The 14,079-nt window shown below is 68.3% G+C and carries 15 protein-coding genes; 8 read left to right on the plus strand and 7 right to left on the minus strand.

The window, feature by feature from the left end:
* Window positions 1-25 precede the first annotated feature (25 nt).
* A complete protein-coding gene (locus BS329_RS28590; protein WP_076164301.1) occupies window positions 26-1,213 on the plus strand; it encodes an AAA family ATPase in 1,188 nt (395 codons plus the stop codon).
* Window positions 1,210-1,950: an HNH endonuclease gene (locus BS329_RS28595; RefSeq protein WP_076164302.1), complete on the plus strand. Its 741-nt coding sequence runs from the start codon at window positions 1,210-1,212 to the stop codon at window positions 1,948-1,950. The genes BS329_RS28590 and BS329_RS28595 overlap by 4 nt, the downstream gene beginning before the upstream one ends.
* Here BS329_RS28595 and BS329_RS28600 read toward each other — a convergent pair.
* Complete coding sequence (locus BS329_RS28600) at window positions 1,926-2,561, minus strand: SRPBCC family protein (RefSeq protein ID WP_076164303.1); 636 nt, start codon at window positions 2,559-2,561, stop codon at window positions 1,926-1,928. The genes BS329_RS28595 and BS329_RS28600 overlap by 25 nt on opposite strands.
* A 112-nt stretch (window positions 2,562-2,673) precedes the next feature.
* The gene (locus BS329_RS43530) at window positions 2,674-2,838 is read right to left on the minus strand and encodes a hypothetical protein (RefSeq protein ID WP_158075836.1); all 165 of its coding nucleotides are present in this window, start codon (window positions 2,836-2,838) and stop codon (window positions 2,674-2,676) included.
* Window positions 2,839-3,014: 176 nt separating this feature from the next.
* Between BS329_RS43530 and BS329_RS28605 the strand changes: the two genes are divergently transcribed.
* Complete coding sequence (locus tag BS329_RS28605; protein WP_076164304.1) at window positions 3,015-3,320, plus strand: DUF6204 family protein; 306 nt, start codon at window positions 3,015-3,017, stop codon at window positions 3,318-3,320.
* A 10-nt stretch (window positions 3,321-3,330) separates the two neighbouring features.
* Here the strand turns inward: BS329_RS28605 and BS329_RS44725 are convergent, their stop codons facing one another.
* Window positions 3,331-3,882 (minus strand): neutral zinc metallopeptidase, encoded by a 552-nt coding sequence (locus BS329_RS44725; RefSeq protein ID WP_244197319.1) that lies wholly within the window; start codon window positions 3,880-3,882, stop codon window positions 3,331-3,333.
* Between the two features lie 549 nt (window positions 3,883-4,431).
* Here BS329_RS44725 and BS329_RS28615 point away from each other — a divergent pair.
* Together BS329_RS28615 and BS329_RS28620 are read left to right on the plus strand one after the other, a co-directional pair.
* Window positions 4,432-5,457 carry a polyprenyl synthetase family protein gene (locus BS329_RS28615; RefSeq protein WP_076164305.1) on the plus strand — a complete coding sequence of 342 codons (1,026 nt, stop codon included), beginning with the start codon at window positions 4,432-4,434 and terminating at the stop codon, window positions 5,455-5,457.
* A gap of 15 nt (window positions 5,458-5,472) precedes the next feature.
* Window positions 5,473-6,819, plus strand: a complete 1,347-nt coding sequence (locus tag BS329_RS28620; RefSeq protein WP_076164306.1) for a sunset domain-containing protein — start codon at window positions 5,473-5,475, stop codon at window positions 6,817-6,819.
* A 16-nt stretch (window positions 6,820-6,835) separates the two neighbouring features.
* On the opposite strand, the gene BS329_RS28625 is transcribed toward BS329_RS28620, so the two are convergent.
* The 4 genes from BS329_RS28625 to BS329_RS28640 all read right to left on the minus strand — a co-directional run bounded on the left by BS329_RS28625 (window position 6,836) and on the right by BS329_RS28640 (window position 11,309).
* Window positions 6,836-7,903, minus strand: a complete 1,068-nt coding sequence (locus tag BS329_RS28625) for a 2-oxoacid:ferredoxin oxidoreductase subunit beta (protein WP_076164307.1) — start codon at window positions 7,901-7,903, stop codon at window positions 6,836-6,838.
* Window positions 7,900-9,807, minus strand: coding sequence for a 2-oxoacid:acceptor oxidoreductase subunit alpha (locus BS329_RS28630; protein WP_076164308.1), 1,908 nt, complete (start codon window positions 9,805-9,807; stop codon window positions 7,900-7,902). Before BS329_RS28630 ends, BS329_RS28625 begins: the two co-directional genes overlap by 4 nt.
* Window positions 9,808-10,096: 289 nt before the next feature.
* Window positions 10,097-10,849 carry an enoyl-CoA hydratase gene (locus BS329_RS28635; protein ID WP_076164309.1) on the minus strand — a complete coding sequence of 251 codons (753 nt, stop codon included), beginning with the start codon at window positions 10,847-10,849 and terminating at the stop codon, window positions 10,097-10,099.
* A 13-nt stretch (window positions 10,850-10,862) separates the two neighbouring features.
* Window positions 10,863-11,309, minus strand: a complete 447-nt coding sequence (locus tag BS329_RS28640; RefSeq protein ID WP_005151923.1) for an Lrp/AsnC family transcriptional regulator — start codon at window positions 11,307-11,309, stop codon at window positions 10,863-10,865.
* A gap of 74 nt (window positions 11,310-11,383) precedes the next feature.
* Between BS329_RS28640 and ddaH the strand changes: the two genes are divergently transcribed.
* From ddaH to BS329_RS28655, 3 genes are all read left to right on the plus strand, one after another.
* The gene (ddaH, locus tag BS329_RS28645) at window positions 11,384-12,226 is read left to right on the plus strand and encodes a dimethylargininase (protein WP_208619286.1); all 843 of its coding nucleotides are present in this window, start codon (window positions 11,384-11,386) and stop codon (window positions 12,224-12,226) included.
* Between the two features lie 89 nt (window positions 12,227-12,315).
* Window positions 12,316-12,972 carry a polysaccharide deacetylase family protein gene (locus BS329_RS28650; RefSeq protein ID WP_076164311.1) on the plus strand — a complete coding sequence of 219 codons (657 nt, stop codon included), beginning with the start codon at window positions 12,316-12,318 and terminating at the stop codon, window positions 12,970-12,972.
* 115 nt (window positions 12,973-13,087) lie between these two features.
* Window positions 13,088-13,759: a glycoside hydrolase family 75 protein gene (locus tag BS329_RS28655; RefSeq protein WP_076164312.1), complete on the plus strand. Its 672-nt coding sequence runs from the start codon at window positions 13,088-13,090 to the stop codon at window positions 13,757-13,759.
* Window positions 13,760-14,079: the final 320 nt, after the last annotated feature.

Raw genomic sequence — 14,079 nt, forward strand, 5'->3', positions numbered from 1 at the left:
GTCCGCGCCGTCGTAAGCTTCCTCCATGTACATCGAGCGGGTCCGGTTGGAGAACATCCGCGGCTTCAGCGGTGCCCGCACCGTGGACCTCCGGTTGCCCGGCCCCGGCTGGGTGGTGCTCGCCGGGCGCAACGGTTCGGGCAAGACGTCGCTGCTGCGTGCCATCGCGGTCGCGGCGGCGCCGGACGTGGCCTGGGGGCTGCTGTCGGACGCCGGGAGCTGGATCTCGATGGACCAGACGTCCGGGTCCATCGAGCTGTCGGTGATGCGCGAGGAGGGCCCGGCGCCGGTCGAGGTCCGCTGGCTCGACTCCGGTCTGCTGCCGATCTCCGGGCTCCCGCCGGGCCAGCCGTTCTGCGCGGCCTACGGGCCCTTCCGGCGGCTCGCGGGCGGCAGCGGCGAGGCCGAGTCGTGGATGCGTGGCGCGGGGTCGCTGGCGCGGATGGCCAGCCTGTTCCACGAGGACGCTTCGCTCGCCGAGGGTGTCACCTGGCTGATCAACCAGCATCTCCGTGCCTTGGAAGGAAAAGCGGGCGCTCGTGAGCTGAAGGACGCGGCGCTGGAGATTCTCGGCGATGGCCTCCTGCCCGGCGGTTACCGGATCAGGGACGTCGATTCGGACGGGCTCTGGGTCGAATACCGGGGCGACCGGTTCCCGCTGCGCGAGATGAGTGACGGCTACCGCACGGTGACCGCGCTCGTGGTCGACCTGCTCAAACAACTCGACGGCGCGGGCCTCGATCACCAGAGTCCCGGTGTCGTGATCATCGACGAGGTGGACGCGCATCTCCACGTGTCGTGGCAGAAACGCATGGGCCCGTGGTTCAAGGCGCATTTCCCGCGGATCCAGTTCATCGTCACCACGCACAGCCCCTACGTCTGCCAGGCCGCCGATCCCGGCGGGCTCATCCGGCTTTCCGGACCGGACGAGGAAGTCCCGCCGCGGGTGGTCTCGGAGGAGCTGTACGAACGGGTTGTGTTCGGCACGGGGGACGACGCCGTGCTCTCCGACCTCTTCGGCCTGGACACGCCCTATTCGCCGCAGGCGGTCGAACTGCGGGAACACCTCGCCGAGCTCGAATTCCAGGTGGCTTCCGGGCGGGCGGACGCGAACGGTGTCCGGGAATGGGAACGCCTCCGGGACATGCTGAGCAGTTCGCCGCCGAGCCGGGTGGACGAGGTGGCCAGGCGGTTCGAGGCCGACGATCGGTGATCGGGATCCGCCGGATCGCGCTGCCGGGGCGGGTGGTGGCCGACCTCGAAGACCTGACAGCGCGGATCCCGCCGGGTGACAGCAAAGAAGCGCGAAGGCTCTGGCGGGTTTCCCGTGCCGTACGGCGCTCTTTGCGGGCGGGACTGGACGCCATGGCCGCCGGCCGCGGGTACTGCATGTACTGCGGTGACGGCCTCGGGTCCACTGTGGACCATTTCGAGCCGATCGCGCGGAATCCGGGGCGCGCGTTCGACTGGCTCAATCACGTGCTCGCGTGCGAGTACTGCAACAGCCACCACAAACGCGACCTGTTCCCCGTCGACGACGACGGCAACAGCCTGCTGATCGATCCGACCGCCGAAGACCCGCTGGAGCACCTGTTCCTGGTGCTGTCGATCGGGACTTACCGTGCGCTGACGGAAAAGGGCGAGCAGACGATCAAGGTGTGCGGCCTGAACCGCGCGCAACTGGCTCGCGGGCGCGAAACGGCGGTCAACCAGGTGAGCGCGCTCGTCACCGGGTGGTGGACCGCGCGCGAACTGGGCGACGACGTGAAGCGGCGCGCGATGGCCTGGACCCTGCTCGACCAGCCGCACGCCGACGTCCTCCACTCGATGCTCCGGCAGGCGGGGATGCCGGGGGCCCGCGCCGTGTTCCGCAAGGACGACGAGCTCATCGACCTGCTGCGCGCCCCGGAACTCGCCGAAGACCTTCAGCTCTCCGGCGGCGTGGTGTAGGCGGCGAGGGTCGCGTCGGCGCGGGTGCGGGCGGTGGCCGCGTCGGTCCCGCTGGCGACGTCGGCCTCGTACCAGGCCTCGTTGCTCAGCCTCATGAACCGGACGCCGTCTTCGCTCACCATCCAGGCCATGGCGGCCTCGGGGTCGTTGGTCTCACCGGATTCGAGGTGCAGCGCGAGGCCGTGCAGCATCATGTCCCAGCCGATGCCGACCGCGCCAGGGCCGAACCGCTTCCAGTGTTCGTTCGGGACGGCGGTGTGGTCGAGTTCGAACCGCGTGCGCCCGTCGGCTTCGGCGCTCAGCCGGACCTCGACCCAGCTGACGTCCCCGTCGTACTCCCAGGTCGCGGCGAAGCTCTTCGGGGGATCGCAGCGTTCGACCGTCCCGCCCGCGTTGCCTTCGAACTGGTACTTGCCGCCGACGCGCAGTTCGCCGCTGATCGGGAGGAACCAGCGCGGGATGCGTTCGGCGTTGGTGCAGGCGTCCCAGAGGTCGTCGAGGTCGGTGTCGTAGACCTGGCTGACGGTGGCCGTCACCGCCTCACCCGCTTCGATCACGCGGTTGCCCAGCTTGCGCTGGACGGAGTTGATGTGGCTGGTCACGTCGACCATGGGTGCCCTCCTCGGCTCGGATGCGGCCAAGATATCAGCGTAGACTTATATAAGCCAAGTGCAGAAGGGGCGCCCGGGATGGTTCGAGCGCCCCTTCTGCCGGCGTGATGGTTCACGGGGTGGGAGAACAGGCCGCGCGCCCGACGACCACTTCACCGGTGATGCCGGAGGCGGGCGCGAACACGCCGTCCGGGTTGGCCGCGGAGACGGGTGTCACTCCGGCGGCGAGGCCCGCCACAAGCAGCGCACCGGCCCGGCCGGCGATGATGATGCGCATGGGCTTTCCTCACGTGACGGAGGGCGAGCAGGGTCGGCCGTTCTTCCTTGTCCTCTCTATCTGTGTGTGGGATGCGACCGTTGCGTGCGTGACGGACGTTTCACTCGGCCGTGGATCATGGACACCCGTTGGATATTCAGGTTCGTATTCGGATACAGATCTGTATATTCGAGCGCATGCCGACCTATCGTGTCCTCGTCAACGGCAAGTTCGACCATCCCGACGCCGGCACCCGCGCCCGGCTCCTCGCCGAGTTGGACCAGCACCAGGCGATCGGGTTCACCGACGACGGCCTGCTCACCTACAGCGCGCACCTCGGCGCGTTCACCTTCCGGGTCACGCTGGTGGGCGAGGAGGAGCGCGACGTGCTCGAAGAGGCCGAACTGAAGGTGATGGAACTGCTGGACGCCAAGGGCTACCCGTACCGTGACGTCGCGGGGAAGGCGACCTGCATGGACGACATCAAGATCCGGCGCCGCTGACCCCTGGTCTTCAGGAGACTTCGTTCACCGGAGCCGCGAAGGTGTTGCACGCCGAAGTGTCCTTCGCGTTGAAGCCGCGCTTCTGCCACAACGCGGCGTTCTTCGCCGAACCGTGGGTTTCGCTGTCCGAAGCCTCGAACCCGGACCGTTTGAGCGGGGCGAGCAGCTTGACGGGGATCGAGCCGCGGCCGGCGGCGTTGGCCAGGAACAGCGTGCTGAAGCAGTCGGCCTGGAGTTCGAGCCGCCTGCTCAGCTCGAGGATCTTCGTCTGGTCGCCGCCGGCCTCGCGGTAGAGCGCGTCGTGCTTCGACATGATGCCGGACTGCTCCTGGACGTGGTGCCCGTACTCGTGGGCGAGCAGGAACAGCTGGGTCAGCAGGTCGGGGCCGCCGTATTCGAGCTGCCTCGGCAGCGGGACGAAGATCGTCGCGCCCTCGGAGCAGTAGAAACCCATGGCCTCCGCGGCGGGCGGAGGAGCGCCGCAAGGAGTGGTCTTGACGTCGTCGGTGTCGACCTCGACCGGGATCCGCGGCTCGTCGACCTGGTCAGGGCGGGATGCCACGCCCGCTCCAGGCAAGGGAGCAGAGCCAAGTAGAAAGACTCCAGCTTCTCCTTCGCGCGACCGAGCCTCGGCAGCTCGCAGGTCACCTTCGGCATGGTCACACCAGGAGCGACGAGAGGATTGCCCGCCGTCTCGTACTTGCGGGTCGGCACGGGCGGCCGTGAGGCGGAGGACGTCGAAGGCGCCGAGGCGGTCGGCTGTCGAGGCTGGACGGAGCCCGCCCTCGACTGCTTCACGCCGCCCACCACCAGCGCGGCCACGACCAGCATCACCGCCATGAACACGGCGAACAGGACGACGGTGATCCACACCGTCGAACGCTGCTCCCGATGGTCTTCGGCGGGAGGCGCCCACGCCGGTCTTTCGCCGGAATCATCCGGTGTCGTCATGCTGTTTCCCCAGTTCGTGCGAAGAGCGGCAGGATACTCGGCGGGGGTGTCATATTCGTCACCGTTTCCCCTGGACAGCACGTCAACAGGCCCGAGTCGGTAGCCACTACGCTGGAAGCAATCCCGAACCGGTGTCAAAGAGAGCGGAGCCGACGTGTCTGTGTCTTCACCTGCCCCAGGTGGTGCCATCGAGGACCTGCGCGCGTCCGTGGGGCTCCAGATCGCCGACGAACAGCTCCTGCGCACCCTCGCGACCGGTCTCGCCGACGTCGAGAGCCTCCTTCGCGAGGTCGTCCGCAGTGACGTCAAGGCGGTCGAAGACGCCGCTTCGCATCTGGTCGAGGCGGGGGGCAAACGTTTCCGTCCGCTGTTCACGCTGCTGTCCTCGCAGTTCGGGCCGAAGCAGGGCGACCAGGTGGTCACCGCGGCCGCGGCGGTCGAGCTGGTGCACCTCGCGACGCTGTACCACGACGACGTGATGGACGAGGCGACGATGCGCCGCGGCGCGGAGAGCGTCAACGCCCGCTGGGACAACACCATCGCGATCCTGACCGGCGACTTCCTGTTCGCGCACGCCTCGCGGCTGGTCGCGGACCTCGGCACCGACGCGGCCCGGATCATCGCCGAGACCTTCGGTGAGCTGGTCACCGGCCAGATGCGCGAGACGGTCGGCCCGGCCGACGGTGACGACGCGGTCGAGCACTACCTCACGGTGATCGCGCAGAAGACCGGTTCGCTGATCGCCACCTCCGGCCGTTTCGGCGGGATGATGTCCGGTGCCCCCGGCGAGTACATCGACGCGCTTCGCCGCTTCGGCGACATCATCGGCACGGCGTTCCAGATCTCCGACGACGTCATCGACATCGCGTCGGCCTCGGACGAGCTCGGCAAGGCGCAGGGCACAGACCTCCGCGAGGGTGTCCGCACGCTTCCGATGCTGTACGCGCTGGCCGACCCGGCCACCGACCCGCGCCTGGTCGAGCTGCTTTCGGGACCGATCTCGGACGACAAGCTCGTCGCCGAGGCCCTGGATCTGCTGCGGGCCTCGTCCGGACTCGGACGCGCACGCGAAACTCTTTCCGACTACGCTCGTCGGGCGCGTGCCGAGCTCGCGGCGCTGCCCGCGTCGCCGGCCCGGGACGCCTGCGAATCGGTCGCCGACTACCTGGTCGCGCGAACGCATTAACAAGGGGCAGGTTAGATGTCCATTTTCGGACAGGTTTGGCTGTGGAGTCTGCTGGCGTTCGTCGTCGGCGCGCTGCTCACCTGGCTGGTACTGGTGCTTCCCGCGCGCAAGCGCATCCGTGAGCTGGAAGGCTCGCTGGCCACCGTGCACGCCGAGACGTCCCGGTTGCCCGCCGGAGTGAGCCCCGGCGCGGGGGCGGCCGCCGCCGCGGGCGGGACCGCGTACTTCACGAAGCCGTCGCAGGACGAGCTGGACGAAGAATTCGCGGCCGCCGAGGAGCCGAAGCCCGAGTACCCCGAGACGCTCACCGAGCAAGAGCCCGCGCAGCTGTGGACCGAACCTGTCGTCGAGGAGGAGCAGCGGACTCCGGAGCCCGTCCAGGACGTCCACGAGGAACCGGCGCCGGAGCCGGAGCCCGCTCCTGCCCCGACGCAGACCTTCGAGCCCGAAGACGACTACGAGGCCGAGTACCGCATCGCGCCCGAGACGGCTGCGGAGCCCGCGCCGGAGGCCCCGGCCGAGCGGACGCAGTTCATCCCGGCAGCCCAGCTGGAACCCGAGCCCGAGCCCGCGAACCCGTACGCCGCGGCGGCGACCGAGTACCTCCAGCCCGCGTCGCAGCTGGACGTCGAGCCGGAACCGGAACCGGAGCCCGAGCCTGAGCCCGCCCCGCCGATCCTGCCGGGCGAAGGGCCGTACCGGTCCCGCCTGGAGATGCAGCTCGACCCCGAGGGCGTCGAGACGCAGCCGGAGCCGGTCTCGTTGTTCAGCCCCGCGTCGCGCGTGGAGACGGAGCAGGCGCCCGTTGAAACCAACTGGTTCGAGCGGGAAGAGGAGTTGCAAGACCCACCCGCGTACGCCTTCGGTTCCGACGAAGAAGCGCGGGCCGGCCTCCTCGACTCGGAGCCCGAGACCCCGGCCGAAGCCACCCAGGTGCTGCCCAAGCGCACACCGCGAGGAGGCGGGGGCGCCGTGCGCGGCGGTTTCGAGCCGCCGCAGCCGATCCAGCCGTCGATGCGGGCGATCGAGCGCCGCGAGCCGGACCTGTCCGGAGGGCAGAGCGGCTCGCTGTTCGAGCCCGCCGTCCAGCCCGGTGACGCGATGCCCGCGCCGGAACCCCCGCCCGCGCGGCGGGTCGCCGCTCCCGTGGCCGAGTCCGTCCCGCCCGGCCCGTTCGGTCCCGGTTCGGCGATGCCGCGCCCGGGCGGTGGTCGTCCCGCCGACGACTTCGCGGTCAAGGCCAGCGTGACGGCCTTGCGGTACTGCACCGAGGACTCGCCTCAGTTCCCGAAGATGGTCGCCGAGGTGTGGTTCCGGTCCGCCTCGGACGCGGAGCGCGTGGGGTTCCGCCCCCTCGGCTGAGTCCCGGACGTGAGAGCTAGCTGACGACGGTCCAGGTGTCCTTGCCGCGAAGCAGCGATTGCAGGTTCGGCTTCTTCGCCGCGCGCGCCTCCTCGACCTGGGCACGTGCCTGGTCGTCGTAGGTCGGCCGCGAGACCTGACGCAGGATGCCGGTCGGCACGTGGTTCAGGTTCTGGTCACCGATCCGCGACAGCGCGAACGCGTAAGCCGTGTCCGGGATCGTCGGGTCGTGCACGACGAGGTTCTCCTCGCCGATGTTCGCGACCTTCCCGACTTCCAGCCCGCCCCAGCCACCCCGCGTGACGCCGTATTCGCCCTGCGGGCCGAACTTGATCGGCTCACCGCTCCGCAGCGGGATGAGCCTGTTCGCGGCCTCGTCCTTGTCCTTGAGGACGTCGAACGCGCCGTCGTTGAAGATCGGGCAGTTCTGGTAGATCTCCACCAAGGCCGAACCGCGGTGCCTCGCGGCGGCCTCCAGCACCTCGGTGAGGCCCTTGCGGTCCGAGTCGAGCGCGCGGCCCACGAACGACGCTTCGGCGCCGATCGCCAGCGAGAGCGGGTTGAACGGGGTGTCGACCGAGCCCATCGGGGTGGACTTGGTGACCATGCCCGGCCCGGACGTCGGCGAGTACTGACCCTTGGTGAGGCCGTAGATCCGGTTGTTGAACAGCAGGATCTTGATGTTCACGTTGCGCCGCAACGCGTGGATCAGGTGGTTGCCGCCGATGGACAGCGCGTCGCCGTCACCGGTGACGACCCACACCGACAGGTCCGGCCGCGCGGTCGCGAGACCGGTCGCGATCGACGGCGCGCGGCCGTGGATCGAGTGCATGCCGTAGGTGTTGAGGTAGTACGGGAACCGGGACGAGCACCCGATGCCCGAGATGAACACGATGTTCTCGCGCTTGAGGCCCAGCGTCGGCAGAAAGGACTGCACGGCGTTGAGCACGACGTAGTCACCGCAGCCGGGACACCAGCGGACCTCTTGGTCCGACTTGTAGTCCTTCGCCTTCTGCGGTTCGGTTTCGGCCGGGACGAGGTCCAAGCCGCCGAGAGTAGGAATCCCCAGGTCAATCGCGGTCACTTCGCCGCCTCCGTACTGCTGATGATCTCCGTGAACACGCCTTGCAGCTCCTCTGCCTTGAAGGGCAGCCCGGCGACCTTCGTGTACGACTTCACGTCCACGAGGTACTTCGCCCTCAAGAGCATCGAGAGCTGGCCGAGGTTCATTTCAGGGACGACCACGGTGTCGTACGAACGGAGTACGTCACCCAGGTTCCCCGGGAACGGGTTGAGGTGCCGAAGATGCGCCTGCGCGATCGGCATGCCCTCCTTGCGGACGCGGCGGCACGCGGCGCCGATGGGCCCGTAGGAGGAACCCCAGCCGAGCGCCAGGACGCGGGCCTTGCCGCCGCTCGGGTCGTCGACGACGAGGTCGCGTACGTCGATGCCGTCGATCTTGGCCTGCCGCAGGCGGACCATCTTCTCGTGGTTGTCCGGGTCGTAAGAGATGTGGCCGGTCTTGTCGGCCTTCTCCAGCCCGCCGATGCGGTGCTGAAGACCGGGCGCGCCCGGCACCGCCCATGCGCGGGCGAGGGTTTCGGGGTCGCGGACATACGGCCAGAACTCCCCGGAATCGTCCTCGGCATTCGGCTCGGTGGCGAATTCCACGCGCAGCTCCGGCAGCGTCTCGACGTCCGGGATCAGCCACGGCTCGGAGCCGTTCGCGATCGCGCCGTCCGACAGCAGGAAAACCGGCGTCCGGTACTTCAGCGCGATCCGGGTGGCCTCCAGTGCCGCGTCGAAGCAGTCCGCGGGGGACAGCGGCGCGACGATCGGGACCGGGGACTCGCCGTTGCGGCCGAACATCGCCTGCAACAGGTCGGCCTGCTCGGTCTTGGTCGGCAGCCCGGTCGACGGGCCGCCGCGCTGGACGTCGACCACGACCAGCGGCAGCTCGGTCATCACCGCGAGGCCGATGGCTTCGGACTTCAGCGCGACACCGGGACCGGACGTGGACGTGACGCCCAGCGCACCGCCGTAGGAGGCGCCGAGCGCCGCGCCGATACCGGCGATCTCGTCCTCGGCCTGGAAGGTGAGGATGCCGTAGTTCTTGTGCTTGGACAGCTCGTGGAGGATGTCCGACGCCGGGGTGATCGGGTACGTGCCCAGCAGGATCTGCAGGCCGGACTGCTGCCCGGCGGCGATCAGCCCGTACGCCAGCGCGGTGTTCCCGGTGATCTGGCGGTACGTGCCCTGGTTCAGCTTCGCCGGCGCGACCTCGTACGTCGTCGCGAACGACTCCGTCGTCTCGCCGTAGTTCCACCCCGCGCGGAAGGCCAGGATGTTGGCCTCGGCGATGTCGGACTTCTTGGCGAACTTCTCGCGCAGGAACCGTTCCGTGCCTTCGGTCGGCCGGTGGTACATCCACGAGAGCAGCCCGAGCGCGAACATGTTCTTCGCGCGTTCGGCGTCCTTTTTGGACAGTCCGGTCTCTTCGAGCGCGCCCCTGGTCAACGTCGACATGGCCACCCGGTGGACTTGATAGGCCGAAAGGGTGTCGTCGTCGAGCGGATCGTGCTCGAAGCCGACCTTGACCAGGTTCCGCTTCGTGAACTCGTCGGTGTTCAGGATGATCGTCCCGCCTGACGGGACATCGGCGAGGTTCGCCTTCAGCGCGGCGGGGTTCATCGCGACCAGGACGTCCGGCCGGTCGCCCGGCGTCAGGATGTCGTAGTCGGCGAAGTGCACCTGGAAGCTCGAGACGCCCGGGATGGTTCCCTGTGGCGCGCGGATCTCCGCGGGGAAGTTCGGCATGGTGGACAGGTCGTTGCCGAAGGCCGCGGCCTCCGAGGTGAACCTGTCGCCCGTCAACTGCATCCCGTCACCGGAATCGCCGGCGAACCGGATGACCACCCGGTCCAGTTTGGCGACCTCGGTGGGCCGGACGGCCGACAAGGAGCCGTTGCCGTTCGCACTCGTGCTCATAGGTCAGGGAATCCCTCTCTCCCGACGTGCGCGGTCCCGGCGATGCCGGGTATCCGACGCCTCGCCCGGCGATGTCGGCCAGGTCACAGGTGTCCTGTCCCGAGGTTAGTCCTCGCGACACTTCCCAGGTTGCCCGCGAATGCGGCCTTGACCTACTTCTCGAGTGTCCTGAGCTCGTCGCTGAGCGGGGGTTTTCCGGTTTAGGTGTTACCGATGGTAACGGTTAACGACGCGACTCGATTGTGAGCCGTATCTCCTTCCAGCGTAGTGAAGTCTGCTCGAGGAATGGTCATCGGCCGCTGATTCTTGCTTTTAGCCGGTCGAGACGTTCGGCGAAAGCGGGTCCGGTGAGTGACTTCAGCTGCGGCGCGATCTCGGCGTCGACGGCGGCCGAATGATCGGTCAACGAAGCGGTGTGCCGAAGCGTGCGCTTCGTCGCGAGGAGGACGTCGCGAGGCGCGTCGACGGCGGGTTGTGCCAGCTCACGGGCGGCCTCGACCAGATCTCCCTCGGCGAGGCGGAGCGCGAGCCCGGCTTCGACAGCGGCTTCGGCGCCGACGACTTCTCCGAAGAGAGTCATCGCCGCGGCCTTCTGTGGGCCGACGAGCCGCTGGATCATCCAGGTCATCCCGCCGCCGGGGTGGATGCCCAAATCGAGAAATCTGGCCACGAACTTCGCCTTGGCTCCCACGATGCGGACGTCCGCGGCGAGCGCGAGGTTCAGTCCGGCGCCGACGGCCGCCCCGCCGACCGCCGCGATCGTCGGCAGGGAACACCTGGCCACCGAGAGAAAGCCGTCGTAAACGGCGCGGAGCCCGTCCTCCCGCGCGCCGGCGAGAATGTCGAGGTCCGCGCCGGCGCAGAAGGCCGGTGGCGCACCGGTGATGACCAGTGCGTGGACACTTTCGTCGGCTTCGGCCCTCGCGACGGCCTCGGCCAGCTGGGCGGACAAGGTGAGGGTCAGGGCGTTGCGGGTCGCGGGCGCGTCGATGGTGAGCACGGCGACGCCGCCGTCATGGCTGGAGCGGATCTGGTCGGTCACGCGGTCGAGGGTGTCATGCCTCGGGGGTGGGCGGGCGCTCCAGCAACCGGGAAAGGACGACGGTGGAGACCGTGCGGTCGACGATCTCCAGCCCCCGCAGCCGCTCCAGCGCGGTCTCCAGATGGTGGATGTCCGAAGCGCGCAGATGGACGATGGCGTCGGCCGCGCCGGAGACCGTGTAGGCCGCGACGACCTCCGGCAACGGCTCCAGCCTGGCGCGGATCCGGGCCGGGGTGATGTTGCCGTTGCAGGTCATCTCGACGAACGCCTCGGTGCCCCAGCCCAGCGCCTCGGGGTCGACGACCGCGGTGAAACCGCGCAGGACCCCGGTTTCGAGCAGTCTGTCGACCCGTCTCTTCACCGCGGGCGCGGACAGACCGACGACTTTGCCGATGTCGGCGTAGCTGGACCTCGCGTTGGCCATCAGACAAGAAACGATTCGCTGGTCGATGGTGTTCACACGCAATGTTTAGCAGGTATATGCGCAGCGAACAGCGATTGATTGCGGAATTAGGGGAGACTTACCCTTCGTGTATGCCGGTACTAGAGCAGCCCCGTGTGCCCACGACGCGTCGCTACCTCATGTGCCCGCCGCGGTACTTCGCGGTGGATTACGTCATCAACCCGTGGATGGACCCTTCCGTCCCGGTCAGCGTCGACACCGCGATGGCGCAATGGACCGAACTCCGTGACACCTACCGCCGCCTCGGCCACACCGTCGAGGAGATCGACGCCCAGCCCGGACTGCCGGACATGGTCTTCGCCGCGAACTCCGGCACCGTCGTCGACGGCCGCGTCCTCGGCTCCCGGTTCCGTGCCCCGCAGCGCACCGCCGAGGCCGAGCACTTCCGCCGCTGGTTCGTCGAGCACGGCTACCGCGACATCACCATGCCGGAGAAGATCAACGAGGCCGAAGGGGACTTCGCCTGGACCGGCAAGGTCCTGCTCGCCGGCACCGGCTTCCGGACCGACCCGGCCGCGCACTCCGAAGCGCAGGAGGTCCTCGGCGTCCCGGTCGTCTCCCTGCGGCTGATCGACCCGAGCTACTACCACCTCGACACCGCGCTCTTCGTGCTCGCCGAGGCCACCGACACCGCGCCCGCCCAACTCGCCTACTTCCCGGAAGCGTTTTCGGCCGGGTCGCGGAAGGTGCTGGAGCGGATGTTCCCCGACGCCGTGATCGCGGGCCGTGCCGACGCGGAATGCTTCGGGCTGAACGGGGTGTCCGACGGCCGCAACGTCGTCCTGCCGGTCGAAGCGACCGGTTTGGCGTCGCGGCTCACCGAACGTGGCTACGAGGTCGTCTTCGTCGACATCTCGGAGCTCAGGAAGGCGGGCGGCGGCCCGAAGTGCTGCACCCTGGAGATCCGCAAGTAATCCGTTCGTGGACACCTTGCGCGATCATGTAACTACTCCATTCGCCAATGCGATTAATCGGGAAACACTCGGTCCCGAATGAGGTGCGGATGGTGATCCTGGCGATCGGCGGCGTGGGCAGGCCCGTGCGCGCGCTGGATCCGGGCGAAAACGAGACGTGGGTGACGGTCGAGCAGTTCGAGCGGGTGCTCGACGCGGTGACCGGCTGTGAAGACGTCGGGCTCACCTTCGACGACGGCAACTCCTCCGACGTCGAGATCGCGCTGCCGCGGCTGGTCGAGCGCGATCTCACGGCGGAGTTCTTCCCCCTGGCCGGCCGCATCGGCCAGCGGGGCTTCATCGACGCCGACGGCCTTCGCGAACTGGTCGAGGCGGGGATGTCGATCGGTTCGCACGGCTGGGAACACCGGGACTGGCGGCGGCTCGACGGCAGGCACGCCCGGCGCGAACTCGAAGTCGCGCCGAAGCTGCTCGCCGACTTGAGCGGGAAGCCCGTCCGCGCGTACGTGCCCCCGTTCGGCGCCTATGACCGGCGGGTGCTCGGCAGGCTCCGGCGTTCCGGTGCGACGAGGATCTACACGACGGAAGGCGGCGCGGCGTCACGCGATGGCCTGCTGCGGCCGCGGACCAAGGTCCGGTACGACGTCGACCAGCAGTGGATCGACGGCGTGCTCGGTGACCGGGACCGCCTGTACCGCCGAGCGGGACGGATGATGGCCCGAGTATCCAGGCTTGTCCGCCTTTGACCGGTTTTCGTCGCATAGTGGGAAAACAACACCCCGCCGGGCCTTGAGAACGGTCATTGACGACGGCATTCTGAGCACCCTCGATAAGAAGCTTTATTAACTAAGGGGTGCTGGTATGCGGAAACTGCTCCTGTTCTCGGCGATGGTGGTGGTTGCGGGACTCGCCCCCTCGGCGGCCGCCGCTTCGGAAGGCGTCGCGCCACAGGCGGGCCCGACCGCGCAGCAGTTGCTCGCGAAGACCACCGGCTGCAAGCAGATCTCGAACGGCAAGTACAAGACCGACGACGAAACCGGCCGGACCATCGCGGTCTGCGACGCCGGCGGCGCCGTGTTCTGGAAGGCCGACATGGACATCGACTGCGACGGGCAGCCGACCCCGCGGTGCAACAAGAACACGGACCCGTGGTTCCAGGACGGCACCGCGTACCCGCGCTCCGACGGCAAGGCGCTGATCGCCGACCAGACGCCGTACGTCGTCGTGCCGAGTATCAGCGGCACGTGGAACTTCGAGAAGGCCGGCCTCAAGGGCGCCGGTTCATGCGCGGTCATCCACGGCGGAAAGGTGCTCTACACCGTCATCGGTGACACCGGCCCGAACGACATCATCGGCGAGGCGTCCTACGCGACCGCGAAAGCGCTGGGCATCAACCCGGACCCGGAGAACGGTGGTGTCGACTCGGGCGTGACCTACATCTGCTTCAAGAACTCGAAGGTGTCGCCGATCGAGGACCACGGGAAGTCGACTTCGGTCGGGGAGGGGCTGGCGGCGAAGTTCGTCCAGGGGTGACGGAAGCCGGTCCGTGAAGGCCTCCTTGAGGGACCCAGAGTGCGGCAGGGTGCTGCGCATCGATGTTCCCAAGTGCTCGTCGTGGACGGAACAAACCTCAAAGCCGTGTCGTCCGATTGACCACTACGGAACATTCCGGCGTTACCGGAAGGCGACCGCGAGGGCGTTTTGGGCGTGTACGGGAGATCGAGACGAAACCCTTACGTCCTTCCTGTAGCGTTTCGCGCTCCTCGAGCGATGAGTAATTCCCTTGCCGCACAGGCATTCCGCCAAAAGCAGGCGACTCGCGGGCAGCGGTAACGAACCCGGCCCGGCGTCCG

Origin of the sequence: Amycolatopsis coloradensis, assembly GCF_001953865.1 — a bacterium.
Lineage (GTDB): Bacteria > Actinomycetota > Actinomycetes > Mycobacteriales > Pseudonocardiaceae > Amycolatopsis > Amycolatopsis coloradensis.

What these genes read in the sequence shown, in the direction of transcription:
- BS329_RS28590 (WP_076164301.1), top strand. Translation starts at nt 26, where the DNA reads ATGTACATCGAGCGGGTCCGGTTGGAGAACATCCGCGGCTTCAGCGGT.
- BS329_RS28600 (WP_076164303.1), bottom strand. Translation starts at nt 2,561, where the DNA reads ATGGTCGACGTGACCAGCCACATCAACTCCGTCCAGCGCAAGCTGGGC.
- BS329_RS43530 (WP_158075836.1), bottom strand. Translation starts at nt 2,838, where the DNA reads ATGCGCATCATCATCGCCGGCCGGGCCGGTGCGCTGCTTGTGGCGGGC.
- BS329_RS28605 (WP_076164304.1), top strand. Translation starts at nt 3,015, where the DNA reads ATGCCGACCTATCGTGTCCTCGTCAACGGCAAGTTCGACCATCCCGAC.
- BS329_RS28620 (WP_076164306.1), top strand. Translation starts at nt 5,473, where the DNA reads ATGTCCATTTTCGGACAGGTTTGGCTGTGGAGTCTGCTGGCGTTCGTC.
- BS329_RS28630 (WP_076164308.1), bottom strand. Translation starts at nt 9,807, where the DNA reads ATGAGCACGAGTGCGAACGGCAACGGCTCCTTGTCGGCCGTCCGGCCC.
- ddaH (WP_208619286.1), top strand. Translation starts at nt 11,384, where the DNA reads ATGCCGGTACTAGAGCAGCCCCGTGTGCCCACGACGCGTCGCTACCTC.
- BS329_RS28650 (WP_076164311.1), top strand. Translation starts at nt 12,316, where the DNA reads ATGGTGATCCTGGCGATCGGCGGCGTGGGCAGGCCCGTGCGCGCGCTG.
- BS329_RS28655 (WP_076164312.1), top strand. Translation starts at nt 13,088, where the DNA reads ATGCGGAAACTGCTCCTGTTCTCGGCGATGGTGGTGGTTGCGGGACTC.